Below are 15,999 nucleotides of genomic sequence, written 5' to 3'. Positions count from 1 at the left end.
CCTCGTGGACGGTCACGCTCGCGTGGTCGCGGCGGTGCGGGGGTCGACGTACCCGAGGGCGGTCGCCTCGACGTCGTGGATCTGGGCGACGACACGGCCGTCGGCCGTGGTGGCGACGAACCTGTTGCCGGGCGCGGCGCGGCCGATCGTCGACTCGGCCGGGGTGGCGTGGATCTCCAGGTCCCCGTGCAGCCGGACCAGGTCGTGGTCGTTGGCGCGCTGGTACAGGTCGATGCGCCGGATCGACACCGGGACGGCGACCGGCAGCCGCCCGTCGACCAGCGCGAGCACCTCGGTGCGCACCATGGCGTCCAGCAGCACGGCGGGCACCGTGAACGACGACGGGCCCGGCAGCGCGGGCGCGAACCGGGCGCGTTTGCCCTGCGGGTTCCAGCGGGTGTCGGCGGTGGCGACGAACGGGCCCGTCAGCCGGACCGGTGAGGAGTCGTGGTGGTAGGGGTCGGGCAGCGCGACCTCGTCGTCGTCCGACCACGCCTCCCAGTGCGGGGCGCGCGGGAACTCGCGGGCGAACCGCACCACGACGCTGCTCAGCAGCCGGTCCTCGACGAGCCGGACACCGCCGGGCGACACGACGTCCACGGTGATCCGCACCTGCACCGAGGTCACCTCGTCGCCCCGCTCCAGCAGCCGCGCGGTGATCCGCTTCGGCCCCGCCGGGGTGGCCTGCACGAAGTGCTCGAACCTCAGGTCGGCGAAGCCGACCACCTCCAGGTCCGGCACGAGCCGGGCGGCGGCGACCGCGGCCAGCTCGGTGACCCAGCTCGCGGGCACGGTCGGCGTGCCGCGCACCAGGTGGTGCCCGACGTCCGGGAGCGCGCCGGGGTCGAACTCGGCGGTGTGGACCGAGGGCGGCGCGGTGTCGCCGGACTCCAGGTAGCCGGGGTAGAGCCTGCGGCCCAGCTCCAGCTCCGCGTCGCCCATGTGCAGGACGAACGGGTGCCGGTTGCGGGCGTGCAGCTCGCGCACGAAGTGCTGGACGCCCTCGGTGATGGCCATGTGCGTGTAGAGGCCGCCGCGCTTGAAGTACGAGCGGGCCAGCACGTCCGCGCCGATGCCGACGCCGTCCCACAGCGTCCAGCCGACGGTGAACTCGTCGGTGCCCGACAGGGTGGCGGCGTGGTCGGCCGCGGAGGCCAGGAAGTCGTTGCCGGAGCCGTAGTCCAGCTCGCCCGCCAGCCCGAAGTGGCCGAGCAGGGAGCCGAAGTTGCACCACATCGCGGGCGGCCGGTCGCGCAGCGCGCTCTTGAGGTTGCGGTAGCCGTCGACCTTGAGGTCGCGGATGGCGCGGAACTCGGCGAAGTCCTTGTCCGGGATCAGCGCGGACCTGTTGCGGCCCGCGGCGTTGACGACGAGGTCGATCCGGTCGTGCGCGGCGAGCACCCGCTCGACCGCCGCGGCCACCGCGGCGCGGTCGGTGACGTCGCAGGTGAGGTAGGTGACCCGGCCCGCGCCGCAGTGCTCGACCATCTCGGCGATGTTGCGGTGCGCGGCGCGGGCGTCGACCATCCGGTCGAACTCGCGGTTGAGCCCGGCGACGAGCGCGCCGCGGCGGGCGGCCAGCTCGGAGCGGATGAAGTGCCGCCGTCCGGCCGCGAACTCCTCGTCGGTGCCCTCGAACACCTCGGGGCCGTAGCGGTCCAACGGGTTGCTGCCCAACAGGTACAGCGTCGGCCGGAACGCGCGCGCCAGCTCCTTGACCACCTCGGCGGTGATGCCGCGCGCGCCGCCGGTCGCCAGCACGACGGAGTCCTCCGACAGCATGGCCGTCGTCGGGTCGGCCAGCTCGACCGCCTCGGGCACCAGCTCCAGCGTCTTGCGGACCGTGCCGCCCGCGCCGTCCGGGTCGAGCACGACCACCGGGTAGAGCCGTTCGGACGCGCTCTCCCGTTCGGTGCGGCGCACGGCGGTGGCGAAGTCGTCGTCCGCGGTGAAGAGCCCGAACACCAGGCAGTCCGGCAGCTCGTGGTAGCTGCACTTGACCAGCGCGGAGAACAGCCCGTGGCACGGGTGGTCGCGGCCGTCGGGGCGGGCGCCGAGCAGCAGCGAGATGAACGAGCCGCCCTCGGCCAGCAGGGAGTACCGCTCCTGCACCACCAGGAACGCGGCCTCGTGCAGCACCGTCAGCCGGTCGTCGCCCGCGTGCACGGCGGCGCGGGTGGGCACGGCGCCGAGGTCGGCGACCAGGCGCAGGTGCCGCGCGGTGGAGCCCGCCAGCGCGGTGCGGACCGCGAGCGGCGTGCGTTCGGTCAGCTCGTGCCAGCCCGCGCGCGGTCGGTCCAGCGGCCGGGTCGACAGCACGACGGTGTCGTCGGGCACGGTCACCCGGTCCAGCAGCTCGGGGTGGTCGGTCACCACGACCGTGCCGGGCGGGAAGAACGGCAGCTCCGGGCGGACGGCGCGGGCGGCGCTCTCGCGCAGCCGGGGCACGAACCTGCTGACCTCGGCGGGCGTCTCCGGCTCGACGTAGCGGCGCGGCAGGTCGGCGGCGGGCTTCGCGGCCACGGTCAGGTCGACCCGCACGCCGTCGCAGACCACGCTCACCGGACCGGCGGGGCCGGTCAGCGCCCGCGCCACCGCCACGGCGCCCGCTGCCCCGGCGTAGCGGGCCAGCTCCGGGGAGGACGGGCCGCAGTCGACCGCGCGGCGGTGCTCGGGACCCGGCACGTCCAGGGTCGCCAGCACCGGGAGCCCGTGCGCGGCGGCGTTCTCCTCGGTGGTGAGGGCGAACAGGAAGGCGCCCTCGGCCAGCGGGACGTCCGCGGGCACCAGGTCGCCCAGCAGCGCCCGGTACTCGGGCAGCGCGTTGCCGTTGAAGCCGCCGACGAGCGCGTAGTCCAGCTCCCCGGCGACGAGGTAGCGGTGCGCCACGTCGAACGCGGTCAGCGCCGAGGACAGGCCGGAGTCCAGGGTGATGTTGGGGCCGTTGAGGTCGAAGTAGTTCGCCATCCTGGCCGAGACCACGTTCGGCATCATGCCGGGGAACGAGTCCTCGTTGGACGGTGGCACCAGCTCGCGCACCCGCGCCGCCAGGGCTTCGGTGAACTCCGGCGCGGCGGCCACGGCCGGGTGGTCGGCCAGCGCGACCGCCATGTCGTCGAGGTAGCAGCGGGTGGCGTAGAGCATCGCCGACCTGGTGGGGCCGAGGTTGCCGACGACCACGCCCGCGCGTTCGGCGCCGGAGTCCCACAGGCCGCCGAGCTGCCCCCGCAGGTCGCGCGCGCAGTGCAGGGCCATGAGCTGGCACCGGTCGACCGTGCGGACCGTGGAGGCGGGCAGCCGGACCTCGGCGAACGGCGGCGCCGGGTAGGTCTCGCCGAAGCCGTCCGCCGGGGCGGGGCCGCCGTGCAGCCAGCGCGCCACCTCGTCCGGAGTGGACAGTCCGGGGACGTGGCCGGACCAGCCGACCACCACGACCTTCCGGTCGGTGCGGTCGGCGGTGCGCGGCGGCTCGCCGGGGACGTGGTCGCGCAGCAGCACGTGCGCGTTCGTGCCGCCGAACCCGAAGCCGGACACGGCGGCCGTGCGCGGCCTGCCCCGCTCGCGCGGCCACGGCCGCGGCCCGGTCGGCACCTCCAGCCCGGTGTCCGCCATCCGGAACTCCTCCGGCGGCGCGGTGAACCGGTGCTGCGGCGGGATGGTGTCGTTGGCCAGCCCCAGCACGGCCTCGATCACCGACACGACCCCGGCGGCCCAGCCGGTGTGGCCGATCAGCGACTTGTTGGACGTGACCGCGGTCGGCCGGGTCGTGCCGAAGTGGCGGCGCAGCGTGGTGAACTCGGCCAGGTCGCCCGCGGGCGTGCCGGTGGCGTGCGCGAGCACCCAGTCGACGTCCTCGCCGCCCGTCACGCGGCCCGCGAGCGCGCGGCGCACGGCCAGGTCCTGCCCGTCGGCGTTGGGCGCGTAGACGGCCTTGCCCTTGCCGTCCGACGACGAGCCGACGGCGTCGACGACGGCCAGCACCCGGTCGCCGTCGGCCTTGGCGCGGCCGAGCTTCTTCAGCACCACGACCGCGGCGCCGTCGGCGAAGACGACACCGTCGGCGTCGGCGTCGAGCGACCGCACGTCGCCGCGCTCGGACAGGCCCTGGAGCTTCGCGAACAGCACGGTGCCGCGCGGGGCGAGGGCGAACGCGCCGCCGCAGACCGCGACGTCGCTCCGGCCCATCAGCAGGCCCTTGATGCCGATGTCGATGGCGTACAACGAGGACGAGCACGCGGTGTCCACCATGGACACCTCGGTGCCCTCCGGCAGCAGGCCCTCCATCGCCAGCGCGCCGACCCGGTGCGGCAGGAACCGCGACGGGTCGTGGGCGCCTCGCCGGTAGCGGTCCCCCAGGGTCTTCGCCACGCCGTCGAGCACCTCGGCGCGGTCGGCGTCGGTCAGCGCCAGCCCGTCGAGCACCTCGGCGGACAAGGAGGTCGCGGCCGCGAGCACCCCGGCCTCCTCCAGGTGCTGGCTGCCGTCGGCGGTGTAGCCCACGTGGAAGGAGAAGCGGTCCTCCGGCCGGGACGTCACGCCGTCGAGCGCCTGCTCCAGCGAGTGCCGCAGCCACCGGGTGGTCAGCTCGCCGTCGGCGTCGTCCGCGCCGGTGGGCGTGAAGTCGGTGATGAAGACCCCGTTGTCCTGGTAGCCCTTGTCCTCGGCGGCGTGGTCGGCCGAGTGGAAGTTGGCCCGCTCCCAGCGGTCCGGCGGCGCGGGCGCGAACAGCTCCGCGCCGTCGAGCCGCAGCCGCCAGAACTCGTCCGGACCGTTCGCACCGGCCACGACCATACCCATGCCGACCACGGCGATGGTGTCGTCGTCGACCTCGGGCTCCTCGACGGCCGGTGCGGCCTTGGGCGGGGACAGCGTCGCGGCGCCGAGGCTGAGCCCGCCGTCGGCGAGGATCACCTGGCCGGTGACCCACGCGGCGTCGTCGGAGGCGAGGAACGCGACCACGCGGGCGAACTCGGCCGGGGTGCCGAGCCTGCCGAAGGGCGTGGACCGCTCGATGACCCGCTGCATGGCCGCGGCGTCGGGGAACTGGTCGGCGACGTCGCTGACGAGCATCGCGGCCGACGCGGTGTTGACCCTGATCCCCAGCGGGGCGAACTCGACGGCGAGGTAGCGCATGGCGGCCTCGGCCGCGGCCTTCGCCGGCGCGCAGGCTAGGTAGTTCGCCATCACCAGCTGGGACCCGCCGAGCGCGGAGACCGTGACGATCGAGCCGCCGCGGCCCGCCATGAGCGGCGCGGCCAGCCGGGAGCAGCGCAGCGCTCCCTTGAGGTTGGTGTCCAGCGCGCGGTCCAGCAGGTCGTCGGTCACCTCGTCCACCGGGACCAGCGCGCCGTCGGCCGCGTTGTTCACCAGGACGTCGAGGCGGCCGTAGCGCTGCGCGATCTCCTCGAACAGCCTAGTGGTCTGGTCCGAACGGGCGATCGACGCGCGCAGCAGGTCGACGCGGGCACCGGTGGCCTCGATCTCGGCCTTCGTCGCCTTGGCCGCGTCGTGCGAGTGGAAGTAGTTGACCAGCACGTGCGCGCCGCGGGCGGCGAGCTCGGTGGCGATCGCCTTGCCGACCCCGCGCGCGCCACCCGTCACCAAGGCCAGTTTCCCGGTGAGATCACGCATCGTGCGCATCCTGCTACTTGGTGGCGGCGACGGGGTAATCGAGGTGTCCTTCCACGATGGCGGCGTGGACGAAGTCGACCACCTTGCCCATCGTGTCGTAGTCGGCGAGCCGGACTCCTTGCGCCTGCTCGGAAATGCCGTACCGAGTGGCGACCCTGGTCATCAACTCGATTTGCTTCACCGAGTCCACGCCCAGCTCCGCTTCGAGCAGGACGTCGTCGGTGAACACCTCTTCCGGGTATTCCAGCGCGGCGGCGTAAACCGACCGCACCTCCACCAGCAGGTTCTCCCGGTCGACCGCCGAGGTCGGCACCGCGGCCAGTTTCACCACCGGGGGCTCCGGCGGCTCGGCGGGCAGCGCGACCAGCCGCATGGGCGGCGGGGTCGGGGCCGCGGGCGCGGTCCCGGTCGCGAACGCGTCCACGCGGGCGGCGACCAGCGCGGTGACCTCGGCGCGGTTGTCCGCCCAGAACGCGGCGAACACCTCGGGATCCACACCGGGCGCCAGCGTCTCGCCGAGCCTGCGCACGGACTCGCCCTTGAGCCACCCGCCCGCCCGCAGCGCGGCCAGCGTCGCGGTGAGCGCCAGGCCGTCGCCGTCGACCGGGGTGAACGTCGACAGCACCGTGGTGCCGTGCGGGACGACGGACCGCACGAGCCTGGTCAGCGCGGTCAGCGCGCCGCACTCGACGAAGACCCGGCCGCCGTCGGCGTGCACGCGGCGCAGCGCGTCGGCGAACGCCACCGGCTGCACCAGGTGCGCGGCGAGCAGGTCGGGCAGCACGTCGGACTCGTCGTAGTAGCGGCGCAGGATCGGGGAGTAGACCCGCACGTCCGCGCGTCGCCGGGGCAGGCCGCGGACGCGGTCGGCGAACTCGGCGACGGCCGGTCTCAACACCGGCGAGTGGAACGGGAACGGCGAGTGCAGCCGCACCGAGGCGATGCCGAGGTGGCGGGCGACGACCTGGACGGTGTCCATCCCCGCGGAGGCGCCGCTGACCACGACCTGGCGGTCGTCGTTCTCCGCGGCGACCGCGACCAGCGGGTCGCCGACCAGCTCGACCAGCAGCTGCGCGCGCGTGCGCGACGTGGCGAGCGCGGCCAGGTAGCCGTCGGGCGAGAGGGCCTCCACGGCCAGCACCCGGTGGGCGACGACGCGGGCGCCGTCCTCGACCGAGTAGGCACCGGCGGCCACCAGCGCGGCGATCTCGCCGAGGCTGTGGCCCACCAGGACGTCCGGGCGCAGGCCCTGCGCGGTCAGCACCTCGTGCGCGGCGAGGTCGCTGCCGTAGATGGCGAGCTGGGACACCCACGGGTCGTCGCGGAGCAGATCGGCGATGTCGACCGGGCGGGGACCGAACAGCAGGGGTGAGAGCGGGCGGTCGAAGATCTCCTCGGCGACCCGGTCGATCGAGGCGAAGACGCGCGCGACCTCGGGATGTTCCCGGTGCGCCGCGCGGAGCGGCTCACCATCGAAAGCGCCCTGCCCAGGGAAGAGCAGGACCACTTTTCCTTCAGCCATCGTCGTCTGCCCTTCGGGTCGAGCACCACCCGGACTACCGGGCTCTTTGCCTAATGTGCGGTGAAAGCCGAACCACGGCCGGCGCCGAAATGGTAGCAGCGCCACTTCCAATCTCAAGCCCCCTGGTCTCCCCCTAAGGCAAATGCTATATATCAATGGACCCCTAGGTGGCGAGCGTACCTCCAGGTGGGGTGGTATTGCCTGGTTAGGCTTATAACAAGGTTACGAAAAAGAAGATTTATACTCTACGAAATCGAGGACGCACGGGGAGTCCGATTGGGACACGGATCACCCCCGCGGAACAACGCCGCTGGACCCTTCGGAGCAGGCCCGACGCGCCTCCGAGGGCGCCGGACGGCGCAACCGCAGGTCAATCGCGACGAATGGGAACATCACCATTCGTGACCGCCGCACGGGCGACGGAGCCACCGGATCCGGCACCCGGTGACGCACCGTGATCACCGGTGCCGACCGTCCGCCACCACCTCGGCGGACGTCCGCCCACCTGCCCCGCCGCTCCCCCAGGTGCCACGACCTGCGCGCCGGCGCGCGGGCCCGGCTGTGACCGGGATCGCGCCGGATCCCCCGCACGGCACCAGGGGTGCCCGGACGGGGGAACGACCGGGCGGCCCGGCGCGTCGGACCCTTGCACGCCGCGGGAGCGGTGAACGGGATGACGAATCGGCGCAAAACAATTGACACCTCCGCGAATTGCGCGGGATAGTGATGGACAACAGCTTCCTGGAGGACCACATGACGGACACGCACGGATGGGGTACGGGTCTCCTCATCGAAAACTCATACCTCGGCCGTCGCCCGTTGATGGTCGAGTGCCGAGACCTCGGCCGGCGCGTAAGCACGGCCCTGACCAGCGAAGGTTCCGCCTGCTGACGGCCTGACCGCCAGCCAGCGGAGCCGCCGATCGCCCTGAGCGAATCGAGCGGCTCTTTTCACGTGCTACCAGCGGAAGACATTCCGCGTATTCGTCGACCTCTTTTCCGGAGGGTTGGCCGAGCGGCTCAAGGCACCGCCTTGCTAAGGCGGAATCGGTTCATCCGAACGCGGGTTCGAATCCCGCACCCTCCACCGGCCCCCGGCGCCGCGCGTACCCGCACGCGGCGCCGGGGTTCGACAGCGGAACAGGGGTCGTGCGCGGGACGTGCCCGCTCAGGCGTCCGCGCCGCCCGCTCGGTCGACGTCCCGAGCACGGGGTGGCCGGACGGCGTGGCGGCCGTCCTCTGTGGAGCCGGCCATCCTCCCGGAACCGGTTTCAGGCCTCGGTACCCGCCCGCAGCCGCCAGGCCGCCGCGGACTTGCGGTAGTTGCTCGCGCCCGCCAGCGCCCCCGCGCCGAGGACGAGCGAGGCGAACCCGACGAAGAAGCTCGCGCCGAACCACGGGTCGAGCGGGGCGTCCTCCTCGACCGTCTGCCCCGCCTTGCCGAAGAAGTAGAAGGCCGACACGAGCAGCAGGACCATCAGCACGACCCCCACGACGAGCCAGATCCTCCCCCTGAGCTCGTCGCGCCGCGCGCGTTCGGCCGGGGGCAGCGCGGCCACGCCGCTGCGGCGCTCCCGCTCGGCCAGCAGCACGGCGCGGGCCTCCGCGGGCGTGAGGCCCAGCTCGCGGACCACCTTCCGGTTGGGGATGAGCAGCAGCAGCCCGATGAGCGCCCCCAGCCCGGCGCCGCCGCGGATCACGAAGTCCACGTCGTTGACCACCAGGAGCACCACGGCGGCGACGACGAGACCCACGGTCACCACCATCGCGATCTTGAGTCTTCGGTTCGACCCGACCAGCCTGCCCAGTTCCTCGGCGCTGAGTTCACGCATGGCGAACTCCCCCCTTTTTCGTCGTTCGTCGGCGGATCCGAAGGCGGGACCGTACCGCCGCGCGACACGCCGGTCGAGACCCCGAAGTCGTCCGGTCGCACGACTTCCGGCGGTCGTCGGTCCACGGGCCGCCGCGCGGTCGGCGACGAGCGGCGCGAGCCCGGTCGGGCACGGCGGAGGCCTGGGTTTGTTGCGAGTCACAACATGTTCTCGGGAGCGTTACCCGCAGGTCACGTAATGGTCTAGACCAAGATCGCCGGTATCCTCGAACCATGGACAACGGTCTACGGGCGAGGGTGGTCACGCCCGTTCCGGTGGAGCTCGCGCAGCACCTGCTGGTGTACAAGTTCGCGATCGACGAGCTCATGACGAAGCTGCGCATCCTGAGCGAGGAGTTCGACTTCGTCCACCAGCACGACCCGATCGAGCACATCACCAACCGGGTCAAGCGCCCCGAGGCGATCGTCGAGAAGCTCGCCCGCAAGGGGCTGCCACCCGAGCCGTCGCTGATCGCCGAGCACCTGCACGACGTCGCGGGCGTCCGCGTGGTGTGCCCGTTCGTCTCGGACGTCTACCGCGTCGAGGCCATGCTGCGCCGCCAGCACGACGTGGAGATCCTCCGGTCGAAGGACTACATCGCCCGGCCCAAGCCCAACGGGTACCGCAGCCTTCACCTGATCGTGCGAATTCCGGTGTTCCTCTCCGACCGGGTCGAGCACGTCAAGGTCGAGGTCCAGGTGCGGACCATCGCCATGGACTTCTGGGCGACCCTGGAGCACAAGCTGTTCTACAAGTTCGACGACCAGGCGCCGTCGGACTTCCTCGACGAGCTGACCAGCACGGCGCTCATCGCCGCGCAGCTCGACGACCGGATGGAGTCGCTGCACCAGCGGGTGCACAAGGAGGGCTGACCGCCCCACGCCGAACGACAGGTCGTCACGACCGATACGGCGGCACCGTGAGCCGAACGCGGTGAACGCGGTCACGCCGTGGGCCCGAAGTGGATTCCCGGTAGTATGATTCCAAGGAATCTACTTCCGAGACATCGACCGCGGGGGCACGATGGACCTCAAGGTCCTGTTCAACGACCTGATCCGCTTCGAGACCGAGCTGTGGAACGCCGTCGACGCCCGGCTGCGCGCCGAGGTCGGCCTGCCACTGGGCAACTTCGACGTGATGCGGGTGGTGCGGCGGGTCACGCCGTGCCGGGTGCACGACATCGCGCGGGAGCTCTCGATCACGGTCGGCGGCACCAGCAAGGCCGTCGACCGGATCGAGGCGCTCGGGCACTGCGAGCGGCGGGCCAACCCGGAGGACCGGCGGTCGTCGGTCATCGTGCTGACCCCGGCGGGCGAACGGCTCCTCGCCGACGCCACCGGGGTGTTCGAGTCCGAACTGGACACCCGCCTCGGTTCGGTCCTCTCCGCCCGCGCGCTGCGGGACTTCGCGGGCGCGCTCGCGAAGCTCCGCGCGGCGGGCGACGACGAAAGGCTTGTGTGATGCCGGAAACGATGCGCGCGGTCGTCCTGGACGCGCCCGGTCCCGTCGAGTCGCTCACGATCCGCGAGCTGCCCGTCCCCGTGCCGCGACCGGGGTGGGTGCTCATCAGGGTGAAGGCGTTCGGGCTCAACCGCTCCGAGCTGCACACCCGGATCGGGCTCGCCGAGGGCGTCACCTTCCCGCGCGTGCTCGGGATCGAGGCCACCGGCGTGGTGGCCGCGTGCCCCGGCGGCGAGTTCGCCGAGGGCACGAAGGTCGTGGCGATGATGGGCGGGATGGGCCGCACGTTCGACGGCGGCTACGCCGAGTACACCTGCGTGCCCGCGACCCAGGTGATCGCGTTCACCAGCGACCTGGACTGGAGCGTGCTGGGGGCGGTGCCGGAGATGCTGCAGACGGCCAACGGCGCCTTGACCATCGGCTTGGACGCACGGCCCGGCCAGTCGATCCTCGTCCGCGGCGGCACGTCGTCGGTCGGCATGGCCGTGGCCGTGCTGGCCAAGCAGCGCGGCATGACCGTGTTCTCGACCACCCGCACCGAGGGCAAGACCGCGGCGCTGAAGGACCTGGGTGTGGACCACGTCCTCGTCGACGACGGCGCCGTGGCCGCGCAGGTGCGGGCGATCCTGCCCGAGGGCGTGCACACCGCGCTGGAGCTGGTCGGCACGCCGACGCTGCCCGACACGCTCGCCGCGACGCGCGTGCACGGCGTCGTGTGCATGGCGGGCATGCTGTCCAACGAGTGGATCGTGAAGGACTTCTACCCCATCGGCTACCTGCCGCGCGGCGTCCGGCTCAGCGGGTACGGCGGCGACGCGGCCGACCTGCCGCCGGAGGTGCTGCAGGGCTTCCTCGACTCCGTCGCGGCGGGCGAGGTCGTCGTGCCGATCGACCGGGTGTACCGGTTCGACGAGATCGTGCGGGCGCACACCGACATGGAGTCGGGGCACACCAAGGGGAAGCTCGTCGTCACCACCTGAGCGACCTGAGCGGAGCGGGCGGGCGGTGCGGGGGCCGAGGGTGCCCCCGCACCGCACGCCGTCAGCGGCCCGGCCAGGAGTGGTACTCGCGCAGGCCGTAGACCAGCGGGCCGTGCTCGTGGCGCTCGGCGACGTTGAAGACCTCGCCGAACACCACGATGTGGTCGCCCACCTGCTCGGTGCGGCTGACCCGGCAGTCCGCCGTCGAGTGCGCGTCCTCGTGCAGGTGCGGACCCCCTGCCGCGGGCGGCATCTCCCACGGGATCAGGTCGAACCGGTCCGGGGCACCCGAGGCGAACAGCTCCGCGACCGTCTGCGCGCGGCCGTGCAGGAAGTTCACCGTGAAGGTCGAGCGGTCCAGGATCGCGTCGAGCGTCGGGCTGCCGCTGCGCAGGCACACCAGCAGCGTCGGCGGGCTCAGCGTGACGCTGCAGACCGACGAGACGGTCATCCCGCGGGGCGAGCCGTCGTCGCCCGTCGTCGTGACGACGGCGACACCGGTGGGGAACCGGGCCATCAGCGAACGGAAGTCCGCGATGGGCAGGTCGGTCAGCGATTGGGTCGGTGACTGCGTCATTGCCTACCACCTTGCAGTTCGAGTACCGGCAACGACGCCGTCCGGCGGGCGCGCAGGTCGATGAGCGAGAGCAGTGGTCCGGTGAGAGCGGTGGTCACGAGCGCCATGACCACGAGCGCCAGGAACAGCCCTGCCGTGAGCAGGCCCGCGCTGTACCCCGCTTGCAGCACCACGATCTCGGTCAGACCGCGGGTGTTCATCAGCACGCCGATGACGACCGAGTCGCGGCGGTCCTCCCCGCCGAGCCGGGCACCCAGGTAACCGCCGCCGACCTTGCCGACGATCGCCAGCGCCGTCGCGAGGACGACCGCGAGCCACGGCATCGAGGAGGTCGGGGTCGCGAACAGCCCCATGCCCGCGACGACGAAGAAGACCGGGACGAACAGCCTGCCCAGCGAGGCGACCGGCCGGGTGACGGCCTCCCAGCGCTCGGCGCCCTCGCCGTTGGGCATGGCGAGGCCGACCACGAACGCGCCGAACACCGCGGTGAGACCCCAGTGCTCCATCTGGATCGCCAGCACGAGCGCGACGACCGCGACCCCCACCGACAGCAGCTTCGGGATCCGGGCGGCCAGGGCGCTGGAGGTGCTGCCGCGCAGCAGGACCCGGCCGAGCACGGCGATGACGACACCCGCCAGGAGCACGGCCAGCGAGCGGACGACGCCGGTCCAGCCACCGGAGGCGGTGCCCATCGCGACGACGAGCAGCAGCCAGGCGGTCGAGTCGGTGAACACGGCCGCGGCCATCGAGAGCTTGCCGTTGCGGCCCGCCATCATGTCGCGGTCCTCGAGGATCCGGGCGAGCACCGGGACGGCGGTCACGCTCAGCGCGACGGCGATCATCAGGACCAGGGACAGGACGGGGGCGGTGCCGCGCAACGCGTCGTCACCCGACCAGAGCACCCAGCCCGCCAGCAGGAACCCCGCCGCGAGCGCGGGGAAGAACGAGCCGATCGCCACCCAGCCGACGGAGCGGGGCCCCAGTCCCCCGCTGCCCCGCCGCAGCTCGTGGGCCACGCCCACGAGGAACAGCACCAGGCCGATCTTGCCGATGTACTTCAGGACGCCGAGCACGTCGGGCGGCAGCAGGGCCGCCAGCGCACCGTGTCCGGCGACGGCGGCCACGACGGGCACCACCAGGATGCCCGCGAGGATCTCGCCGATCACTTCGGGCTGGCGCGCGGCGCGCGCCGCCACCCTTCCCAGCAGAGCCGCGGCCAGCACGACCGCCAGCACCGCGACCACGTGCGCCCCGACGAGCAGGTGCGCGCCCATCAGGCACGCCCCCGCGCACCACCGCCAGCGGACGGGGAGGGTTGCCGGACCATCGACAGGGCGCGGCTCCCGGAGAAGTTCTCGATCCGACGGGTGGTCGTCCTCGGGTGGTTGAACATGCTCACACTCCCCGTGTGTCGACTGCTACTCATGGTGACAGTTCACTCGGCGGGATGGCCCACCAAGTTGAAGAAGACGTCGTCGAGCGTCGGGCGCCGCATGGCGAAGTCCGCCACGTCGATGCCCTCGTCCTTGAGCGCCACCGCCGCCGCGGCGATGCCGTCCATGCCGTCGCGCAGCTGGAGCGCGATGACGCCCTTGACCGGGTCGGAGGTGGGGTGGTCGACGGCGATCGGCGCGAGCACGCGCACCGCCGCCTCGACCGTGTTGGGCAGCGCCACGACGACCTCGAGCCATTCCTGGCCGACCTTGCGCTTGAGCTCGTCGGGCGTGCCGTCGGCGATGACCTTGCCGGAGTTGATCACCACGATCTGGTCCGCGAGGTAGTCGGCCTCCTCGAGGTACTGCGTGGTGAGCAGCACCGTGACACCGTCGGACACCAGGCCCCGCACGGTGTTCCACAGCGACTGCCTGCTGGCCGGGTCGAGACCGGTGGTCGGCTCGTCCAGGAACAGCACGGCCGGGTCGGCGATGAGGCAGCTGGCCAGGTCGAGCCTGCGCCGCATGCCGCCGGAGTAGGTCTCCACCGGTCGGTCCGCGGCGGCGGTCAGGTCGAACCGCTCCAGCAGCTCCGCCGCCCGGCGGCGGGCGCCCGCCCGGCCCAGGTGCAGCAGCGTGCCCAGCAGCACCAGGTTCTCGCGGCCGGTGAGCAGCTCGTCGACGGCGGCGTACTGACCGGCCAACCCGATCCGCCTGCGCACCTCGATGGGCTGCTTCACCACGTCGTAGCCCGCGACCAGCGCGCGCCCGCCGTCGGGTTCGAGCAGCGTCGCGAGGACGCGCACGGCGGTCGTCTTCCCCGCGCCGTTGGGGCCGAGCAGCCCCAGCACCGAACCCTGGCGGACCGTGAGGTCGATACCGCCCAGGGCCTGGTGCTCGTTGTACCGCTTCGTCAGGCCTTCGACCTGGATCGCGACGTCCACGTGCACTCCTCGCCTACTCGAACCGAACCGGGGTCAGCCCGCGCGGGTGGCGGACTGGTCGCGGAGGCTCCTGGGACGCATGTCCGTCCAGTTCTCCTCCACGTACGACAGCGCTGCTTCTCTTGGGCCTTCACCGAGCGCCACGGTCCAGCCGGGGGGCACCTCGGCGAACGAGGGCCACACGCAGTACTGGCCTTCGTCGTTGACCAGCACTAGGAACGACCCGTTCTGGTCGTCAAAGGGGTTCGTCACTTCGGCACTCCCGTTGGCTCGTAACTTCCCCGGTGCCCCGCGGCCAATGCTGTCCGGGGGCGCTGACCGGGCACTGACGGATTCCTGATCTAGTTGGCGACGAGTTCGACGGGCAGACCGCTGTAGCCGTAGACGAAGTTCGAGTACAGCCGCGTGGGCTCACCGGTGAGGCGGATCTCCGACACGGTGTCGCGGAGGCACTGGAGCACCGCGCCGACGTGCGCACGGCCGAGGAAGGCGCCGAGGCAGAAGTGCGGGCCGAACCCGAACGCGAGGTGCTTGTTCGGGGTGCGGGCCAGGTCGAACCGCTCCGCGCCGGGGAACACGTCCTCGTCGAAGTTCGCCGAGCTGTTCCAGAGCGTGACGACGTCGCCGTCGCGGATGGTGCTGCCGCCGACCTCGACGTCGGCGACCGCCCGGCGGCCGAAGTGCATCGCCGGGGTGGTCCAGCGCAGCACCTCCTCGGTGGCGCTCTCGATGCTCACGTCACCGTTCTTGAGCGCCCGCCACTGGTCGGGGTTCTCCGCCAGCGCGCGGATCGCCCCGATGGAGGACATCCGACTGGACTCGTCGGCTCCGAGGATGAGGCTGTAGCAGTTGAACACGATCTCGTCGTCGGGCAGCGGCCTGCCCTCGACCAGTCCGGTGGCGAGCGCGGACACCACGTCGTCACCGGGGTTTCGGCGGCGCTCCTCGGCGAGGCCGCCGAAGTACATCAGGATCTCGTTGCGGGCGAGCCACTCCTCCATCTCGCCGTCTTCCGAGCTGTGCCTCGCGAGCGTCTTGTTGTTCCACTCGACGAGCTGCTGCCGGTCCGCCTGCGGCACGTCCATCAGGTCCCCGATCGTGTTGATCGGGATGTTGTCCGCGACGTCCGCGGCGAAGTCGAACGCTCCCTTGCCGACCACCCCCGCGAACAGGCCGCGGGTGCGCTGCCGGACGAGCTCGGCCACGTGCTCCAGCAGGCGCGGGGAGAACGACTTCAGCATCAGGTTGCGCACGGCCCGGTGGTGCGCGCCGTCGGTGACCGCGAGCATCTTGCCCGCCGCGGAGTCGTGGCCTTGCAGCAGCGTCGAGAGCACGTTGCCGCGCTCGGAGGTGAAGTTCTTGGTGTCCTTGTACACCGACACGACGTCGGCGTACCTGGTCACGGCCCAGAAGCCGGGCACGCCGCCCTTGGGCTCGTTCCAGTGCACGGGGCTCTGCTCGCGCAGCTCGCGCCACATCCACACCGGGTCCACGTCGATGTAGGTCTGCGGGTCGGCCAGGTCGAGCGTCGTCGCGTCGACGACGGCTCGGGAGTCAGTGGTCATCTCGTCCAGGTCCTTC

11 protein-coding genes and 1 tRNA gene are annotated in these 15,999 nt (G+C 72.2%); 4 read left to right on the top strand and 8 right to left on the bottom strand.

All coding sequences use genetic code 11. The annotated features are described in order from the left end of the window. Positions 1 to 12 precede the first annotated feature (12 nt). Together CLV43_RS31835 and CLV43_RS31830 are read right to left on the bottom strand one after the other, a co-directional pair. A complete protein-coding gene (locus CLV43_RS31835; RefSeq protein ID WP_170156102.1) occupies positions 13 to 5,631 on the bottom strand; it encodes an SDR family oxidoreductase in 5,619 nt (1,872 codons plus the stop codon). A 13-nt stretch (positions 5,632 to 5,644) separates the two neighbouring features. Further along, a complete protein-coding gene (locus tag CLV43_RS31830; protein WP_106191776.1) occupies positions 5,645 to 7,153 on the bottom strand; it encodes an acyltransferase domain-containing protein in 1,509 nt (502 codons plus the stop codon). A 1,000-nt stretch (positions 7,154 to 8,153) separates the two neighbouring features. Here CLV43_RS31830 and CLV43_RS31820 point away from each other — a divergent pair. Next, a tRNA-Ser gene (locus CLV43_RS31820) sits at positions 8,154 to 8,239 on the top strand. A gap of 184 nt (positions 8,240 to 8,423) precedes the next feature. Here the strand turns inward: CLV43_RS31820 and CLV43_RS31815 are convergent. Beyond that, positions 8,424 to 8,984 (bottom strand): hypothetical protein, encoded by a 561-nt coding sequence (locus CLV43_RS31815; RefSeq protein ID WP_106191772.1) that lies wholly within the window; start codon positions 8,982 to 8,984, stop codon positions 8,424 to 8,426. Positions 8,985 to 9,256: 272 nt separating this feature from the next. Between CLV43_RS31815 and CLV43_RS31810 the strand changes: the two genes are divergently transcribed. The 3 genes from CLV43_RS31810 (at position 9,257) to CLV43_RS31800 (ending at position 11,464) form a co-directional block, all read left to right on the top strand. Beyond that, entirely contained in the window at positions 9,257 to 9,895 is a 639-nt protein-coding gene (locus CLV43_RS31810; RefSeq protein ID WP_106191771.1) for a GTP pyrophosphokinase, read from the top strand. A 151-nt stretch (positions 9,896 to 10,046) separates the two neighbouring features. Then, positions 10,047 to 10,484 carry a MarR family winged helix-turn-helix transcriptional regulator gene (locus CLV43_RS31805; protein WP_106191769.1) on the top strand — a complete coding sequence of 146 codons (438 nt, stop codon included), beginning with the start codon at positions 10,047 to 10,049 and terminating at the stop codon, positions 10,482 to 10,484. Next, positions 10,484 to 11,464, top strand: a complete 981-nt coding sequence (locus tag CLV43_RS31800) for a zinc-binding alcohol dehydrogenase family protein (RefSeq protein ID WP_106191968.1) — start codon at positions 10,484 to 10,486, stop codon at positions 11,462 to 11,464. Before CLV43_RS31805 ends, CLV43_RS31800 begins: the two co-directional genes overlap by 1 nt. 61 nt (positions 11,465 to 11,525) lie before the next feature. Here the strand turns inward: CLV43_RS31800 and CLV43_RS31795 are convergent, their stop codons facing one another. The 5 genes from CLV43_RS31795 to CLV43_RS31775 all read right to left on the bottom strand — a co-directional run bounded on the left by CLV43_RS31795 (position 11,526) and on the right by CLV43_RS31775 (position 15,983). Next, entirely contained in the window at positions 11,526 to 12,041 is a 516-nt protein-coding gene (locus CLV43_RS31795) for a flavin reductase family protein (RefSeq protein ID WP_211304641.1), read from the bottom strand. Beyond that, positions 12,038 to 13,315 carry a cation:proton antiporter gene (locus CLV43_RS31790; protein ID WP_106191768.1) on the bottom strand — a complete coding sequence of 426 codons (1,278 nt, stop codon included), beginning with the start codon at positions 13,313 to 13,315 and terminating at the stop codon, positions 12,038 to 12,040. The genes CLV43_RS31795 and CLV43_RS31790 overlap by 4 nt, the downstream gene beginning before the upstream one ends. A 161-nt stretch (positions 13,316 to 13,476) precedes the next feature. After that, positions 13,477 to 14,418 (bottom strand): ATP-binding cassette domain-containing protein, encoded by a 942-nt coding sequence (locus tag CLV43_RS31785; RefSeq protein ID WP_106191766.1) that lies wholly within the window; start codon positions 14,416 to 14,418, stop codon positions 13,477 to 13,479. A gap of 33 nt (positions 14,419 to 14,451) precedes the next feature. Next, on the bottom strand, positions 14,452 to 14,670 hold the full coding sequence (locus CLV43_RS31780) for an MbtH family protein (RefSeq protein WP_106191765.1): 219 nt from the start codon (positions 14,668 to 14,670) through the stop codon (positions 14,452 to 14,454). An 89-nt stretch (positions 14,671 to 14,759) separates the two neighbouring features. Further along, complete coding sequence (locus tag CLV43_RS31775) at positions 14,760 to 15,983, bottom strand: cytochrome P450 (RefSeq protein WP_106191763.1); 1,224 nt, start codon at positions 15,981 to 15,983, stop codon at positions 14,760 to 14,762. Positions 15,984 to 15,999 lie beyond the last annotated feature (16 nt).

Source organism: Umezawaea tangerina (genome assembly GCF_003002815.1).
Taxonomy (GTDB): domain Bacteria; phylum Actinomycetota; class Actinomycetes; order Mycobacteriales; family Pseudonocardiaceae; genus Umezawaea; species Umezawaea tangerina.
The sequence above is the reverse complement of the archived record's forward strand: the minus strand, read 5'-3'. Positions and strand labels throughout refer to the sequence as shown.